The sequence below is a fragment of the Pseudalkalibacillus sp. SCS-8 genome (genome assembly GCF_040126055.1).
GTDB classification, from domain to species: Bacteria; Bacillota; Bacilli; order Bacillales; family Fictibacillaceae; genus Pseudalkalibacillus; species Pseudalkalibacillus nanhaiensis.
Window position 1 is genome coordinate 346,922 of record NZ_CP143541.1, and the last position, 17,604, is coordinate 364,525.

The following is a 17,604-nucleotide window of genomic DNA, read 5'->3' on the forward strand; positions in this document are numbered from 1 at the left end:
AGGAACCGATAAGGTAGAATAAAAAGTAAGAACATACGTTTGCTTAGGTGGTGTTGAACTTGCAACAAATCGTTGAAAGGCTGCTCTCAGGTCTAAATCCTGAGCAGAAGAGAGCCGTCAAACATACAGAAGGACCATTATTGATTATGGCAGGAGCGGGAAGTGGAAAGACCCGTGTGCTTACGCATCGGATTGCGTACCTGCTCATCGAAAAAGGAGTCGCGCCGTGGAACATCCTTGCGATCACCTTTACGAACAAAGCCGCACGAGAAATGCAGAACAGGGTGGCATCCATAACAGGACCGGCTGCGGACAACATCTGGATTTCGACGTTCCACTCGATGTGCGTACGGATTTTACGTAGAGATTCCGACCGGATCGGAATTAACCGGAACTTCACGATTCTCGATTCGACGGATCAGCTGTCTGTCATCAAACAGGCGTTGAAGGACTTGAATCTCGACACGAAAAAGTTCGATGCGAGAAGCATCCTCGGAACGATCAGCTCTGCGAAGAACGAACTGAAAACAGCATCGGATTTCAAAAAGACCGCGGCAGGCATGTATGAAGAAGTGGCTGCAGACGTGTACGAGGTGTACGAAAAACAGCTTCGTAAAAACCATGCGCTCGACTTCGACGACCTGATTATGTCGACGATCAAGCTGTTCCAGCGTGTGCCGGAAGTGCTGGAGCATTATCAGCGCAAATTCCAATACATCCATGTCGATGAGTACCAGGATACGAACCGTGCCCAGTACGTGCTCGTCAACATGCTTGCGGACAAGTACCGCAACCTTTGCGTCGTCGGTGACTCGGATCAGTCAATCTATCGCTGGCGTGGAGCCGACATTACGAACATCCTTTCATTTGAAGAGGACTATTCGGATGCGGAAGTCATTTTGCTTGAGCAAAATTACCGCTCGACGCAACGGATTCTACAAGCGGCGAACGAGGTCATCCAGAACAATACAGGCCGGAAGCCGAAGAACCTTTGGACGGAAAATACAGAAGGTAAGAATATCCACTACTATCAAGGGGATAGTGAACATACAGAGAGTTATTTCGTCGTCGGTAAAATGAAGGAGATGCTCCAGGAAGGACGCAAGCCTTCAGATATGGCGGTCCTGTACCGAACGAATGCCCAATCCCGTGTCATTGAGGAAGCGCTTCTCAAATCGAACATTACGTACCAGATCGTCGGAGGCACAAAGTTCTACGACAGAAAAGAAATCAAGGACATCCTCGCATACTTGCGTCTGATTTCTAATCCGGATGACGACATCAGCCTAAGCCGGATCATCAATGTACCGAGACGTGGAATTGGATCAACTACGCTCGATAAAATTGTCCAATACGCAGCGATGCATGACCTTTCCGTTATGGAAGCTTTGGGTGAAGTCGAGCAGATGGGTTTGAGCGCACGTTTCGTGAACCGTCTCACGGAGTTCCGCGATCAAGTGATGAATTGGTCAAAAATGCAGGAGTACCTGTCTGTTACGGAATTGACAGAAGAGGTGCTTGAGAAGACCGGTTATAAGGATGAGTTGAAAAAAGAGAAAACGATTGAATCACAAAGCCGTCTCGAAAACCTGGATGAATTCCTATCGGTTACACAGGAATTCGAAAAGCAGAACGAAGACAAGAGCCTTGTGTCGTTCTTGACGGACCTCGCCCTCGTTGCTGACATCGATAAGATGGATGATGACGAAGAGGACAAGAAGAAGGACGGCGTCGTGCTGATGACGCTCCACTCTGCGAAGGGTCTTGAGTTCCCGGTCGTCTTTTTGATGGGATTAGAAGAAGGCATCTTTCCGCATAGCCGTTCCATTTTCGATGACGATGAGATGGAGGAGGAACGCCGGCTTGCCTACGTCGGGATCACCCGTGCTGAGGAAGAGCTCTATTTGACGAACGCGAAAATGCGGACGTTATACGGGAAAACGACGATGAATCCACCGTCCCGTTTTATCAACGAAATTCCGGAAGAACTCATCGAAACGCTGAACGAGGAAAAGGAGACGCTTCCTTGGATGCAGACGTCTGGTGGTGGCGCAGCGCCTCGAGCTGGAGCACCACAACGTGCGCATCGTAAAACGCCTGTCCGAAAAGGCGGCGAAGGGCTTGATTGGAGCGTCGGTGATAAAGCGAAGCACGGCAAATGGGGTGTCGGAACGGTTGTGAGCACGAAGGGTGAAGGCGATTCCCTCGAGCTCGACATCGCATTCCCACAGCCGACAGGCATCAAGCGCCTGCTCGCGAAATTCGCCCCGATTGAGAAGGCATAAGATAAAACCTTAAGACGATTGGCTTTGTTTACGATTTGAAAATTTCAAGGAAATACACGACACTCCTGCGGGAATAGCGAGCCAGGCGAGACTGAGGAAGTGATGTCTAGCTCAGCTCCCAGTCACTCGGATCACTTCAGACTTCCTGCGGCGGCGACAGCCTCCTCGTCAGTCTTACAGTGACCTGCGTGACTAAACGGGTCGCTTGCGCTTTTCTTTAGCCCGCGGAAAGGGAGTGTATTTCATAGAAATTTTTATCAGATATAGAAAAGAGGTAAAGCGATGACCGAGGAACAAGCGAAGACCAAGATTGAAGAACTGAGTACAGTCTTGAACCAATATAATTATGAATATCATGTATTGGATAAACCATCCGTACCTGACGCGGAGTATGATCAGAAGCTGCATGAACTCATGAAGCTTGAACAGGAATACCCGCATCTGCGCACGGAGGATTCACCGACCCAGCGTGTTGGAGGCGAACCGATCGATGCATTCCAGAAGGTCGAACACCGTACTCCGATGCTCAGTCTCGGCAACGCGTTCAACGAACAGGACCTTCGGGATTTCGATCGACGCGTCCGTGAAGGGGTCGGTGGAGAAGTCCGTTACGTGTGTGAGCTGAAGATCGATGGTCTCGCTGTTTCACTCCTTTATGAAGAGGGTCGTTTCGTCAGAGGGGCAACCCGTGGCGACGGCACAATAGGAGAAGACATCACGAATAATTTAAAGACGATCCGTTCCATTCCACTTTGCTTGAAGGAAAATGCGACGTTAGAGGTGCGAGGCGAGGCGTTCATGCCGAAAGCATCGTTTACGAAGCTGAATGAGGCTCGGGAGGAAGAGGGCGTCGAGCAATTCGCCAACCCTCGGAATGCCGCAGCCGGTTCATTGCGTCAGCTTGATCCGAAGATCGCCGCAAGCCGTAACCTGGATATTTTTGTATACGGTGCCGGCCAGTACGATGGTGTGAACATCGACTCACACAGTGAAAGTCTTGACTATTTGAGCAAGCTCGGTTTCAAAACGAATCCGGAATGGAAGCGGTGCGAGACGATTGAAGATGTGATTGAATACGTGAATGGCTGGGTTGAGAAGCGCCCAGACCTTAACTATGAAATCGACGGGATTGTCATCAAGGTCGATTCACTCGATCAACAGGATGAACTCGGCACAACGGTGAAAAGCCCTCGCTGGGCCGTGGCGTACAAATTCCCGGCTGAAGAGGTCGTGACAAGGCTCAATGACATCGAGCTCACTGTTGGACGGACAGGTGTCGTCACACCGACCGCCATCCTCGAGCCTGTACAAGTTGCTGGTACGACTGTGAAACGTGCTTCCCTTCATAATGAGGATCTGATTCGTGAGAAGGATATCAAGATTGGGGACTATGTAATCGTCAAAAAAGCAGGCGACATCATCCCTGAAGTCGTGAATGTCATTGAAGAGAAGCGTACAGGTGAAGAAAAGGATTTCCATATGCCGACGCACTGTCCGGAATGTGAAAGTGAACTCGTCCGCATTGAGGATGAGGTAGCGTTACGCTGTATTAATCCGACCTGTCCTGCCCAAATCCGTGAAGGATTGATCCACTTCGTTTCACGGAATGCGATGAATATCGACGGACTCGGCGAGAAGGTCATTACACAGCTTTTCAATGAAAACCTGATTAAGGATGTAGCAGACCTTTATGAATTGAAGCGCGAGGAGCTGCTTCAGCTTGAACGGATGGGTGAGAAGTCCGTTGATAACCTGTTGAAAGCGATTGAAGCATCCAAGGATAATTCATTGGAGAAGCTTTTGTTCGGTCTCGGGATCCGGAATGTCGGTGCGAAGGCAGCGAGGACGCTTGCCGAGCATTTTGAAACGATGGAGAACCTTCAGAAGGCGACACGTGAAGACATTACGTCCATTCATGAATTCGGCGAAATCATGGCGGATTCGGTAGTCCTCTATTTTGAAAAACCTGAAGTATCCGATTTACTTGACCACCTTCGCCGTGTAGGGGTCAACATGGAATACAAAGGGCTGAAGCGCAGTGAAACGGAAAACATCGATTCCCCGTTCAGCGGGAAGACGATCGTTTTGACGGGTAAACTGTACCAGCTCTCACGGAACGATGCGAAAGCAGAAATCGAACGGCTTGGTGGGAAAGTGACCGGCAGCGTCAGTAAGAGTACGGACCTGTTGATTGTCGGAGAGGATGCAGGTTCTAAGCTTACGAAAGCGGAAAAACTCGGAATCGACATCTGGGACGAGGAAACTTTCGTCAGTAAGCTCAAAAATTAAGGAGTGTGCAGATTAGGGGATGTTAAAAAAGCTTTTAGTAATTGTGAGTGCCTCTTTAATCCTGTTGTCTGGCTGTCTTCCATTCGACAATCTGAAAAAGGATCCCGTCGTGGAAGAAGAAAATAATGATAATGAAAAAGCGATTCCGTTACAGAACATCAACACAACGGAAGATAAATACTATAAATCCCTGAAGAACTATGAACCGGGGGCAGCACGTGGAGAGATCAATTACGGTGTCGATAACCGGATTGATATCGATGAGATGGAATTAGGTTTGATGCGTCTTTCAAAAAAGACGTTCGACGTTGATGAGTACTACTTCCAAGAAGGGCAGTACATTTCAAAGGATACGATCCGTAACTGGTTGAAGCGTACCAGCCAGGATGTCGGGAAGGGGAAGGATGCCTTCTTGCAGGAAGGCTTAAACCCTGGGTTGGATGAGAAGGCGTATGAGAATGCCGATGTCAAAAAGAAGATCGACATGCTGAAGAAGGATCCGAAAATCCTTTCCTATATCCTTGAGCAGAACTATTTGAAGGATAGCGGAAAGGACAGCGTCAAGCTTGGCGGGATTTCCATCGCGCTCGCCTTCAATTCGACGTATTATTTTACCGTCAAGGATGAGAAAGGCCGCCTTCATCCGGGTGAAGAGGATCTTACCGCAAGTGAGGTCAAAAAATACGCTGCGAAAACCGGGCAGGAGGTCATTAACCGCCTCCGACAGCATCCTGAGCTGAAGGATGTTCCGATCGTTATCGGACTTTATCTGGAAGAAAAGCATGGTTCAGTCGTTCCGGGTAATTATTTCGGAAAGGCTGTCGTGAAACCAGGTGAGACGAAGGTGGATTGGGAGGACGTGAATGAGAAGTACTATTTCTTCCCGTCCAAGGAAGCAGAAGAGGATCATCGCGAGGACTACAATACGTTCATCCAGTTTGAATCGAAGATCAAGGAGTACTTCCCGAATTACATTGGTGTGATTGGTGAAGCGATTTATCGTGAAGACCAACTGTCGAAGCTGTCGATAGAAATTCCGATGCAATTCCAGGGTAAGGCTGAAGTGATATCGTTCACGCAATATGTGAACTATCTCGTGAAGCAGTACTTCCCTGACGAAGTCGTTGAGGTGAATATCAAATCCTCACTCGATCAGATTGAAAGCTTGATTGTCTCTGATCCATCGAAGGAAGATTCGATTGTTCATATTTATTGATGATATGTTAAAACCCCTAAAAGCGTATTACGCGCTTTTCAGGGGTTTTCTTTATGATCTCGGTTCAGTTGTCTGCGTCTGATTAGGAACGTGGTGAGTAGGATGATAAGGCCGAGGACGATGCCGATCAGACCGATATAGGTCCAGAGAATCGCGAAAATACCACTTCCGATCGGAAAAGCGAGCTTGAAGAAGATGGCGATGATGATCGCCTCTTCAATGACGAATAACGTACAGATCAACCACGCAGATACTGTGGGCCTTTTTATGACGTAAAGAAGGGAAAGACCGAAAACCATCAGGAAGATGAAGATATAAGCTGGAATTAAGATATCGACATTTGACACAGTGACCCCCTCCTGAACCAATGGATGATGTACGGTATCTTATTCCCTATTTTGCGTGATTATGAACATCGGATCGTTGCCTGAAAATGGTTGAAAAACAAGGGATTCCTGTTGTTTGTTAAAGGGAATATTCTGACTATTGCTCAATGTTTGAAAGCGGAGATTTTATAGGTTAGAATGAGGTTGTAATTGAAAACTATGTATGCGTTTTCAATACTACTCTATTGGGAAATTGGAGGGGTTCATACTTATGGTAGTACCTTACAAACACGAGCCATTTACCGATTTTTCCGTTAAGGAAAATCGTGAAGCTTTTGAAGAAGCTTTGAAAAAAGTCGAGAAAGAACTATTAGGTAAAGACTATGACCTAATCATCAACGGAGAATATGTCTCTACTGATGAAAAGATTGTTTCGTACAATCCAGCGAACAAAGAAGAGGTCATCGGTCGTGTTTCGAAAGCGAACCAAGAGCTTGCTGAAAAAGCAATGCAATCTGCGGACAAAGCTTTTGAAACTTGGCGCAAGGTAGACCCTGAGGAGCGCGCGAACGTATTATTCCGTGCTGCTGCAGAAATCCGCCGCCGTAAGCATGAATTCTCTGCTTTGATGGTGAAAGAAGCAGGTAAGCCGTGGAAGGAAGCAGACGCTGACACAGCTGAAGCAATCGACTTCCTCGAGTATTATGGACGTCAAATGCTCGAAATCAAAGACGGTAAACAGATCCAAAGTCGTCCAATTGAGCACAACCAATACAAGTACATTCCATTAGGAGTCGGCATTACGATCTCTCCATGGAACTTCCCATTTGCGATCATGGCTGGAACGACTGTTGCACCGATCGTAACGGGTAACACAGTCATCCTTAAGCCGGCAAGTGCGACACCAGTTGTTGCGGCTTGGTTTGCTGATGTGATGTTGAAAGCTGGAACACCAGCAGGCGTATTGAACTACTTGCCTGGTAGCGGTTCTGAAGTGGGAGACTATCTCGTCGATCACCCTAGAACGCGTTTCATCAGCTTCACAGGATCACGCGACGTCGGTACACGTATTTGGGAACGTGCTGCAAAAATTCAAGACGGTCAGAAATGGCTGAAGCGTGTCATCGTTGAAATGGGTGGTAAAGATACAGTATGTGTCGACGCAGACGCTGACCTTGATCTAGCTGCTCAATCCATCGTATACTCTGCATTCGGATTCGCTGGACAAAAATGTTCTGCCGGTTCCCGTGCAGTCGTCCATCAGGACATCTACGATGAAGTCTTGGATCGCGCAGTCAAGTTGACGAAAGAGCTTGTTACTGGTGAACCAACAGACCATAACACGTATATGGGACCAGTTATCGATAAAGGCGCATTTGACAAGATCATGAGCTACATCGAAATCGGTAAAGAAGAAGGCCGACTCATGGCAGGTGGAGAAGGTGACGATTCCAAAGGTTACTTCATCCAACCTACGATCTTTGCTGATCTTGATCCGAAAGCTCGTATCATGCAAGAAGAAATCTTCGGACCAGTTGTTGCATTCAGTAAAGCGCGTGACTTCGATCACATGCTTGAAATTGCAAACAACACAGAATACGGTCTTACAGGTGCACTTCTTACGAACGACCGTGAGAAGATCAAGCGTGCGAAGGAAGACTTCCACGTTGGTAACCTTTACTTCAACCGCGGTTGTACAGGTGCAATCGTTGGATACCAACCATTCGGTGGATTCAACATGTCAGGTACAGACTCCAAAGCTGGAGGACCAGACTACCTCGTACAACACATGCAACCGAAGACAACATCTGAAGGATTGTAAGAAGAATCGATTTAGGTGCAGAACCCCCTCACTGGTTGAGGGGGTTTTTTATATTGGAGCGTGTTTTTGGTTGTTCTTTAAGAAACAAGAGTAGCTGAACCTTTTTTATGTAAAATTCTGTTTTACAGGTCGCACAACGCTTATAGTATGGTAATGTAAAAACATTCCATGAATGCATGGGTGAAGGGTTGTGAGGGTTGATGGACTATTTCTTGATTGTACATATCATCACGGGGATCATCTGTATCATTGTAGGCGGACTGGCAGCAGGTGTGCGAAAAAGGAAAGGGAAACACACGCTGTACGGTGAAATCTACCACGGTTCGTATGTGTTGGTTTTTATCACCGCAGTCGTCATGTCGATCTGGAATTGGAATGAAAGCGCGTATCTGTTTTATATCGCACTGTTTTCATACGGGTTAGCTCTGATGGGGTACTTAGCGCGTAAACGGATGTGGAAAAATTGGATGAGAATGCACATTGGGGGAATGCTCGGTTCTTACATCGGCATCATCACAGCGACCATCGTCGTGAATATAAGCAAAGTTCCCGTGTTGAACGAATTGCCTGTTTTGATTTTCTGGTTCTTACCGACGATTATCGGTACACCAATAATCGCTGCAGTCAGCCGAAAGTACATTCCAAAGAAGAAAAAAGCAGGACCAGACGTCGTTTCCTGAAGGCCGACAAATGCATACCACATGCAATTGGAGAAACACCGCTTACCGCGGTGTTTTTTTATTGGTGTCATTTCTTTGGTGTCAGGCACTTTCAGAGAAGCCTTGCTGGAGAAGAGGTCGAGAGAGGTGTCAGGTACTTTCAGAGAGGCCTTGATGGAGAGGGAGTTGAAAGAGGTGTCAGGCACTTTCAGAGAAGCCTTGCTGGAGAAGGGATCGAAAGATGTGTCAGGCACTTCCGAAGGAGGCTGTGATGCCAAGGGTTGGGGGAAGTGTCTGACACTGGATGAGGTTTTGTAGATAAAATCGCGTTTTTGTAGATAATCCTGAATTTTCGTAGATAATTTCTTTTTTTCGTAGATAAATCCAAATTTTCGTAGATCATTCCTCATTTTTGTAGATAATGGCCTCGTCGGACCACAATTATCGTTTCATTACAGCTCTTCCACTCAAAAAAGAGAGGATAATCCGCTTTTTCAGTGAGATCTACCCCGATTTTTCCGTCTTCCTATTCATTTTGGACTGCAAAAGCTATGATCAAGACGAAAAACACCGCCGTGACGGTGTTTTTTTCATTATTTAAAGAGTTGTAGAGGTTTATTTTGGGTATAAGATTTATAGTGCGTTATCTAGGTCTAAAGAACGTTTCGTGCATAATATTTTTTGCGCCTGGGGCAAAATATAGGAGGGATGACATGCTGTAAAAATAACCAAATGGTAAAAATATCCTTAAATTAATCTTCATAAATTTTTTTGAATAGATATTATTTTATTACCGAGAAAAGGCTTTCATTTCCAATATATACGCATAAATATACATTCCACTTGTAATTTAATAATTATCACAATGTTCTTAACATTATATTATGTTATCCTCTTTAACGGTGGCAACAAGTGCGGAGTATCGCGGAAAGCGAGTAAGATTTCAATTTGCATAATGATTGTATATAAACGTACAGGAGGTGCTCATGTGGAAGAATTCAGTCTATCAGCAGCAACATGGTTTTGGTTGCTTGTACCTATGCCATTAGTCGTCATACTATCAGTCATATCATTTTTCGTAGAATCGAAGGGAGAGAAATAATTCAATGGATTTACCTACGTTAATAACGTTTATAATCTATCTAGTCGTTATGTTGACGATCGGGATCATCTCGTATCGTCTGACAAGTAATTTATCTGATTATGTTCTTGGTGGAAGAAGCCTAACTCCAGGAGTTGCAGCATTAAGTGCCGGAGCCTCTGATATGAGTGGTTGGCTCTTACTCGGATTGCCGGGTGCTATGTATGCAAGTGGTATGAGTGCAGCATGGATCGGTATCGGTCTATCTGTCGGTGCATATCTGAACTGGCAATTTGTTGCGAAACGTCTTCGTACGTATACCGAAGTATCAAAGGATTCCATCACGATCCCGGATTACTTCGAAAACCGTTTCCGCGACAACTCAAAAGTTTTACGTGTCATTTCAGCGATTGTTATCCTATTCTTCTTTACCGTTTATACGGCTTCAGGACTTGTAGGAGGAGCAAAACTATTCCAATCTTCATTTGATATGACGTACACGTCCGCATTGTGGATTGGCGCAATTGTCATTATCTCTTACACGTTCCTAGGTGGTTTCCTAGCGGTAAGTTGGACAGACTTCATTCAAGGTATCTTGATGTTCTTAGCCTTAATCATCGTACCAATCGTTGCAATCAACGAGCTTGGTGGTTGGAATGAAACAATCAACCAAGTTGGTAACATGGACCCTGCATATGTTGATATCATGGCAGGTATGGGTGGTGCTGCAGGATTCTTCGCAATCGTGTCATCACTCGCTTGGGGACTTGGTTACTTTGGACAACCACATATCCTTACTCGTTTTATGGCAGTAAAATCTCCACAAGACATTCCGAAAGCACGTGTGATCGGAATCGGTTGGATGGTTATTTCCCTATTCGGTGCGATTTTCACTGGTCTAGCAGGTATCGCATACTTTGCGGATAACCCACTTCAAGGTGCAGACACGGAAACAGTCTTCATCTTGTTCACTCAAGTATTGTTCAACCCTTGGGTATCAGGAATCTTACTTGCAGCAATCCTGGCAGCGATCATGAGTACTGTCGACTCTCAGCTACTTGTTTCATCAAGTGCTCTTGCAGAAGACTTTTACAAAGCGATCCTACGTAAAGATGCAAGTGAAAAAGAACTTGTATGGATCGGTCGTTTCGCTGTACTTGGAATCGCATTGATTGCACTCTTCATCGCATCCGACCCAGAAAGCCAAGTACTGACACTTGTTAGTTATGCTTGGGCAGGATTCGGTGCCGCATTCGGACCTGTTGTCATCTTGTCACTATTCTGGAAGCGCATGACGCGTAACGGTGCGCTTGCTGGAATCATCACAGGTGCTGTAACAGTTGTCGTTTGGAAGCTGCTATCTACTCCACCAGAAGGAGCAGAGCAATCTGCAGCAGTCATTCCATTCAGCCTTTACGAAATCGTACCTGGATTCATCCTTGCTACGATTGCCATCTTGATCGTAAGTATGATGGGTAATGGACCGAAAGACGCTGTCGAAACTGAATTCGACGAAGTTGCTGACGAAATTTAAATAGCATTGATTAAGTGACTGAAGGACTGGCCTCATTGAGGGGCCGGTCCTTTTTTTGTTTTACTATCCGATTTGTGCGATTTACTATCCGAGTTTCGTGATTTACTATCCGTTTTTTGCACAATACTATCCGGTTTTCCTGATTTACTATCCGAATTCAGCAAAATACTATCCGAATCGCCCGAAATACGATCCAAAGCTAAAAATCCGAGCGTGTCACTTGGCCGTTCCGCACGAGCTTCAAAATTGAATGGCGGTTTGAGAGCAGTACGCCGAATATGATGAAAAACGCACCAAGAATCATGATCGGTGAAACCATTTCTTTTAAAAAGAGATAGCCGACAGTGATTGCGATGAGCGGTGATACATACAGCCAGGTCGAAGGGAAGACAGGATTCGTCTTCGAAATGAGCCAGTAATAAAGCCCGTGCCCACCGATAGAACCGACGAAAATTAAATAAACCATCGCCACCTGAGCATTTGTGTTTGCGATGAGTGAAGAGAAGCTAGGATCCTCAACAATCATCGAAAAAGCGATTAGCATTAGTCCGCCGTAAAACATTTGCACCCCGTTCATGAGAAAAGGAGAAAACCGTTGTTCCGTAGCAAAATACCGCTTGGAAAAAACGGAGCCGTACCCGTAGCCGAATTCACCGATCAACACAACGATACAGCCAATTACCCACATGTAGGACAGCGCGCTGCTAAACCCGGGTAACGAGATGAAAACGACACCGGCAAGCGCAATCAGCAGGCCGAGAATCTGGACTGAATCCAATGAAGCTTCCTTCCTTTGCCGCTGAATCAAGAGAATCATCAATGGTCCTGTTGCGGAAAGGACAGCCGCCAGCCCCGACGTGATGTACTGCTCTGCCCAATACAAGGTCGAGAATGTCATGAACGTGATACAGAAACCGACGACGACCAGCGGTTTGGACAGGAGCGCTTGCTTGACCTGTTCCCGTTTAATTGCGAAATAAACGAGAACGAGTAAGCCGGCGATCGTGAACCGGACACCGCCTGAAAGAATCGGCGTCGCACCAGCCTCGATACCGATTTTTATGAACAAAAAAGTCGTGCCGAATATAACACATACGAGCAAGTAGTTTAGAAAAATCATATGCAAACCTCCTTCTATGCTTAAGAGGAGTATAAGGCGTGATATGTATAACAGTTGCGCGTAGTGTATAACACTTCTTCTTGAAAAAGGATGTAGGGTGCGGTTTACTTAGAGTATATGAGAGACGACGAAAAAGGAGGTGCACATTCGTGAAGCTCGTACTGCAAAAGGAATCCGCCACGCCGATCCACCAGCAGATCTATCATCAAATTCTGAACCGGATCCAGACCGGGGCACTTCCGGACGGTGAAAAGATGCCCTCGCTACGGAAGCTGTCCACTGAATTGAAGGTCAATTACCTGACCGTCAACAAGGTGTATCAGCGGCTGGAGGAGGAAGGCCATATCGAGGTCTTTCAAGGAAAGGGTGCATTCGTAAAAAGTAAGCATAAAACGAAGCCTTTTACGGAAGAGGAAGCTGAGCAAGAGGTGTTTTCAACACTTCTTCAGCGCTCGCAATATCTCGTAAACCGTTCGAAGTATCATTACGATTTTTCAAAAGCAGTCGTGTCACCCGGCCTGCTGCCGAGCCATTTCCTTGCTCAGCAGACAAAAGCGATTTTAGATGAAAATCCGATGATCCTGACAACCTACGGGCCTGTCGAAGGGGATGAGGAACTCAGAGAAGAGGTATCAACGTATGTGGAACAGCAGCTCGGCTATCAGACGTCAGCGGATAACATCCTGATCACGAGCGGCGTCCAGCAAGGGATCAACATTGTCGCGAATACGTTTTTGACACCAACGGACACGGTAGCAGTGGAGAGTCCTTGCTACGGAGCGGCGATTGACACATTCATGAACCGTGGAAATGCGATTGTGCCGATTCCGATCGACGAAGAAGGGATGCGGATGGACGTTTTGGAGGAGCAATGCCGAACCGCACCTCCTAAGCTCGTGTACGTAAATCCGACGTTTCACAACCCGACGGGCGGGACGATGAGTGAAAAGCGACGGAAAGAGCTGTTGGAGTTAGCGGAGACATATGGCTTCTTGATCGTTGAGGATGATTCGTTCAGTGAGATTTACTTTGATGGCGTGCTGCCGCCGAAGCCGATTAAGTACTTCGATGACGCGGGTCATTGCATCTATTTGAAGGGCTTCAGCAAGACGATGGCACCCGGAATCCGCCTTGGGGCGTTGATCGCCGATGACTCGCTTTATGAATCGCTCTACATCTCGAAAGCGTCGATGGACGTAGGTAGTCCGCTCTTGAACCAGAAAGCGCTGTTGCCGTTCATGCGGACGAAGCGAATGAAGGACCACCTCGAGAAACTGCGGATCGCCCTGCAGATCCGTCGGGACATCACATCTGAAATCCTCGATGTCTACTTGAGCGGGAATGTCCGGTACACACTACCGAAAGGCGGACTGAACCTCTGGGTCGAGCTGCCTGAGGGGATCGACATCGATGAGCTTCGGAAACGCGCCAACGAACGGTCCATCAGCTTCCTGCCAGGCAGCGCCTGCTTCGTCGGTGACGCACCGACGCCAGCAATCCGACTCAGCTTCTCAACGCTCAGTGACCGCGAAAACACCGAAGGCATCACCCATCTCGCCCAGCTGATCGCATCGTTGGTGTAGACTATCAGTAGTGTCAGGCACCATTTCGCATCCTAAGGGGCGCAACGGTTCTTAGGAAGTGTCTGACACCAACCAGCAACCCTTGCCCTGCAACGGGTCGCAGTTGGTGTCAGACACCCTCACAAACCCCAACAGCCCCAACGGTTGATGAGAAGTGTCAGGCACCGACACAGAACCCGCTCTGCCGTTGACTTCTCGGTCGGTGCCTGACACCTCCGTGGCTTTTGTTGATTTGGCGGGGGGCTTTTTGGTATCATCAGTATATTGCAATACGTACGATTTTTTGGAGGTGGATGATTTGTCTCGAATTTCGAAAGAAGAAGTGAAGCACGTTGCCAAGCTTGCGCGCTTGAACATGACGGACGAAGAAGCGGACATGTTCTCTAAGCAGCTTGACGACATCATCGGCTATGCCGAACAGCTGAATGAACTCGATACAGATAATGTGGAACCGACCACACACGTTTTAGATATGAAGAATGTTCTTCGTGAGGACGAAGTGAAGCCATGGCTTTCCAACGAAGAAGCGCTCAAGAATACACCAGACAAGCAGAACGGCCTGATCAAGGTCCCAGCTGTTTTAGAGTAGGGAGGGAGAAAACGGACGATGTCTTTATTTGATAAGAAGATTTCAGAGCTACACGAGCTCTTACATAAAAAAGAGATGAAAGTAAGTGAACTCGTAGATGCTTCCTTCTCTCGCATCCAACAGGTGGACGAGAAAGTGAAAGCATTTTTGACGTTGAATGAAGAAGAGGCACGCGAACAAGCGAAGTACCTCGACAGCAAAATGGGGACCGACGAAATGCGCGGACTCCTATTCGGTCTGCCAATCGGGATTAAGGACAACATCTCGACGAAAGGCCTCCGCACGACGAACGGAAGTAAGCTTCAAGAGAATTTCGTGCCGGTTTACGATGCAACGGTCATCCAAAAGCTGAAAGAAGCGGAAACGATCACAGTCGGAAAACTTAACATGGACGAATTCGCGATGGGCTCCTCCAACGAGAACTCCGGCTTTTTCCAAACACGTAACCCATGGAACACAGACCACGTACCAGGCGGTTCCTCTGGTGGATCAGCTGCATCCGTCGCTGCTGGAGAAGTCTTGTTCTCATTAGGATCTGACACAGGCGGTTCCATCCGTCAGCCAGCGGCATTCTGTGGCGTCGTCGGTCTAAAGCCGACGTACGGCCGCGTGTCCCGTTTCGGACTCACAGCATTCGCTTCATCCCTTGACCAGATCGGACCAATCACGAACACGGTCGAAGACAACGCGTACTTGCTACAAGCGATCGCAGGTCACGACCCAATGGACTCGACGTCTGCAAACGTAGACAAGCAAGACTATACAGCAGCTCTTACTGGCGACGTCAAAGGTCTCAAGATCGCCGTGCCAAAAGAATACATCGGCGAAGGGGTAGACGAAGACGTCAAGAACCGCGTCATGGAAGCCCTCAAAGTGCTTGAAGGCATGGGGGCTGAGTGGGAAGAAGTATCCCTTCCACACTCCAAATATGGTGTAGCGACGTATTACCTGCTTGCATCATCGGAAGCATCCTCTAACCTCGCACGCTTCGACGGTGTCCGTTACGGCGTAAGAGCAGATGACGCGAAGAACCTGCTTGAGCTTTACAACAAAACACGTAGCGAAGGGTTCGGAGACGAAGTGAAACGCCGTATCATGCTTGGTACATTCGCGTTGAGCTCCGGATTTTACGATGCGTATTATAAGAAAGCCCAGAAAGTACGGACGTTGATCAAGAACGACTTCGATCAAGTCCTCGACAAATATGATGTGATCCTTGGACCGACAACACCGACACCAGCGTTCAAAATCGGAGAGAAGACGGACGATCCACTCACGATGTATGCAAACGACATCCTGACGATCCCTGTGAACCTTGCAGGCGTACCAGCGATCTCTGTACCATGCGGCCTTTCAAACGGCCTGCCAGTCGGACTACAAATCATCGGAAAAGCGTTTGATGAAAGCACAATCTATCGCGTTGCCCACGCCTATGAGCAAGCGACAGACCATCATCAAAACAAGCCGAACTTGTAAAGGGGGGACGAAAAGATGCATTTTGAAACGATCATTGGACTTGAAGTCCACGCTGAACTGAAAACAAACTCGAAGATCTTCTGCAGCTGCTCCACGGAATTCGGAGCACCGCCGAACACGAATGTGTGCCCGATTTGTCTCGGTCACCCAGGTGTCCTGCCTGTCGTGAACAAGCAAGCGGTTGATTTTGCGATGCGTGCTGCCATGGCACTCAACTGTGAAATCACACGCGAAACGAAATTTGACCGTAAAAACTACTTCTATCCGGATAACCCGAAGGCGTACCAAATCTCGCAATTCGATAAGCCGATCGGACAAAACGGCTGGATCGAAATCGAGGTCGACGGATACAAGAAGAAAATCGGCATCACCCGTCTCCATATGGAGGAGGACGCTGGTAAATCGATGCACGCCGACGACGGAACCCACTCGCTCGTGGACTTGAACCGTCAAGGAACGCCACTCGTCGAAATCGTATCCGAGCCGGACATCCGTACACCGCAAGAAGCGTATGCTTACTTAGAAAAATTGAAAGCAATCCTTCAATATACTGAGGTTTCCGACTGTAAAATGGAAGAGGGATCGTTGCGTTGCGACGCGAATATCTCACTCCGCCCGGTCGGACAGGAGAAATTCGGAACGAAGGCTGAGCTTAAGAACCTGAACTCATTTGCCAATGTGCAAAAAGGTCTCGAACACGAAGAAGTCCGTCAGGAGAAAGAACTCCTCAGTGGTGGAGAAATTCTTCAGGAAACACGCCGTTTTGACGAACAGACGAAAAAGACGATCCTTATGCGTGTTAAGGAAGGATCGGATGACTACCGTTACTTCCCAGAGCCGGATCTCGTCGGTCTTTCCATCGACGAAGAATGGATCGAACGCGTTCGCTCCGAAATCCCTGAGCTACCAGACATACGGAAGCAGCGCTATATCGAAGACCTGAAGCTGCCAGCGTATGACGCGATGGTTTTAACCCAGTCGAAGAAAATGTCCGATTTCTTTGAGGAAGTGCTCGCACAAGGTGCTGATGCGAAAGCGGCATCGAACTGGATGATGGGTGAAGTGTCTGCGTACCTGAACGCAGAATACAAAGAGATTGATGAAGTCGCCCTCACGCCGGAAGGCCTTGCGAAAATGATCGACCTCATCGAAAAAGGCACGATCTCCTCGAAGATTGCGAAGAAGGTGTTCAAGGAACTCATCGAAAAAGGCGGCGATCCGGAAGTTATCGTCAAAGAGAAAGGACTCGTCCAAATCTCTGACGAAGGTGAGCTTCGCAAGATCGTGACCGGCATTTTAGATGAAAACGAACAATCAATCGAAGACTACAAGAACGGAAAAGACCGCGCGCTCGGTTTCCTCGTCGGCCAGGTGATGAAGGCGACGAAAGGAAAAGCGAACCCGCCGATGGTCAACAAATTGCTCGTCGAAGAAATGGATAAACGATAGAGAAGCTAGAAGGAAGCCCGTGAGATGGGCTTCCTTTCTGCATGGGTCCAGGATTTTGATCAGATTAGATAGTTAGGACTTTGCATTTTGCATTTAAGGTCTCTATAATAAGATGAGCTAGAAAAATTTACAATTCAACTTTGTCTAAAATGATGCACATGACAACGGACGACGA

General features: G+C 47.4%; 13 protein-coding genes. 11 read left to right on the forward strand and 2 right to left on the reverse strand.

Going from position 1 to position 17,604, the window contains the following annotated elements:
• The first annotated feature begins 59 nt into the window (after positions 1-59).
• From pcrA to V1497_RS01925, 3 genes are all read left to right on the forward strand, one after another.
• Positions 60-2,285: a DNA helicase PcrA gene (gene pcrA, locus V1497_RS01915; protein WP_349409305.1), complete on the forward strand. Its 2,226-nt coding sequence runs from the start codon at positions 60-62 to the stop codon at positions 2,283-2,285.
• 282 nt (positions 2,286-2,567) lie between these two features.
• The gene (ligA, locus tag V1497_RS01920) at positions 2,568-4,574 is read left to right on the forward strand and encodes an NAD-dependent DNA ligase LigA (protein WP_349409306.1); all 2,007 of its coding nucleotides are present in this window, start codon (positions 2,568-2,570) and stop codon (positions 4,572-4,574) included.
• 19 nt (positions 4,575-4,593) lie between these two features.
• Positions 4,594-5,790 carry a CamS family sex pheromone protein gene (locus V1497_RS01925; protein ID WP_349409307.1) on the forward strand — a complete coding sequence of 399 codons (1,197 nt, stop codon included), beginning with the start codon at positions 4,594-4,596 and terminating at the stop codon, positions 5,788-5,790.
• Positions 5,791-5,828: 38 nt separating this feature from the next.
• Here V1497_RS01925 and V1497_RS01930 read toward each other — a convergent pair whose 3' ends face one another.
• A complete protein-coding gene (locus V1497_RS01930) occupies positions 5,829-6,137 on the reverse strand; it encodes a hypothetical protein (protein ID WP_349409308.1) in 309 nt (102 codons plus the stop codon).
• Positions 6,138-6,387: 250 nt separating this feature from the next.
• On the opposite strand from V1497_RS01930, the gene pruA reads away from it, so the two are divergent.
• The 4 genes from pruA to putP all read left to right on the forward strand — a co-directional run bounded on the left by pruA (position 6,388) and on the right by putP (position 11,212).
• Positions 6,388-7,938 carry an L-glutamate gamma-semialdehyde dehydrogenase gene (gene pruA, locus V1497_RS01935; RefSeq protein ID WP_349409309.1) on the forward strand — a complete coding sequence of 517 codons (1,551 nt, stop codon included), beginning with the start codon at positions 6,388-6,390 and terminating at the stop codon, positions 7,936-7,938.
• Positions 7,939-8,138: 200 nt separating this feature from the next.
• Complete coding sequence (locus V1497_RS01940; RefSeq protein WP_349409310.1) at positions 8,139-8,618, forward strand: DUF2306 domain-containing protein; 480 nt, start codon at positions 8,139-8,141, stop codon at positions 8,616-8,618.
• 126 nt (positions 8,619-8,744) lie between these two features.
• Positions 8,745-8,915 (forward strand): hypothetical protein, encoded by a 171-nt coding sequence (locus V1497_RS01945; protein WP_349409311.1) that lies wholly within the window; start codon positions 8,745-8,747, stop codon positions 8,913-8,915.
• Positions 8,916-9,703: 788 nt separating this feature from the next.
• Entirely contained in the window at positions 9,704-11,212 is a 1,509-nt protein-coding gene (gene putP, locus V1497_RS01950) for a sodium/proline symporter PutP (RefSeq protein ID WP_349409312.1), read from the forward strand.
• Between the two features lie 199 nt (positions 11,213-11,411).
• Here putP and V1497_RS01955 read toward each other — a convergent pair whose 3' ends face one another.
• Positions 11,412-12,332, reverse strand: coding sequence for a DMT family transporter (locus V1497_RS01955; protein ID WP_349409313.1), 921 nt, complete (start codon positions 12,330-12,332; stop codon positions 11,412-11,414).
• A 149-nt stretch (positions 12,333-12,481) separates the two neighbouring features.
• Here V1497_RS01955 and V1497_RS01960 point away from each other — a divergent pair, with 149 nt between their 5' ends.
• The 4 genes from V1497_RS01960 to gatB all read left to right on the forward strand — a co-directional run bounded on the left by V1497_RS01960 (position 12,482) and on the right by gatB (position 17,429).
• Entirely contained in the window at positions 12,482-13,915 is a 1,434-nt protein-coding gene (locus V1497_RS01960) for a PLP-dependent aminotransferase family protein (protein ID WP_349409314.1), read from the forward strand.
• 298 nt (positions 13,916-14,213) lie between these two features.
• Complete coding sequence (gene gatC / locus V1497_RS01965) at positions 14,214-14,504, forward strand: Asp-tRNA(Asn)/Glu-tRNA(Gln) amidotransferase subunit GatC (protein ID WP_349409315.1); 291 nt, start codon at positions 14,214-14,216, stop codon at positions 14,502-14,504.
• Between the two features lie 18 nt (positions 14,505-14,522).
• A complete protein-coding gene (gene gatA, locus V1497_RS01970) occupies positions 14,523-15,980 on the forward strand; it encodes an Asp-tRNA(Asn)/Glu-tRNA(Gln) amidotransferase subunit GatA (protein WP_349409316.1) in 1,458 nt (485 codons plus the stop codon).
• Between the two features lie 15 nt (positions 15,981-15,995).
• Complete coding sequence (gatB, locus tag V1497_RS01975) at positions 15,996-17,429, forward strand: Asp-tRNA(Asn)/Glu-tRNA(Gln) amidotransferase subunit GatB (protein ID WP_349409317.1); 1,434 nt, start codon at positions 15,996-15,998, stop codon at positions 17,427-17,429.
• The last annotated feature ends 175 nt before the right edge of the window (positions 17,430-17,604 follow it).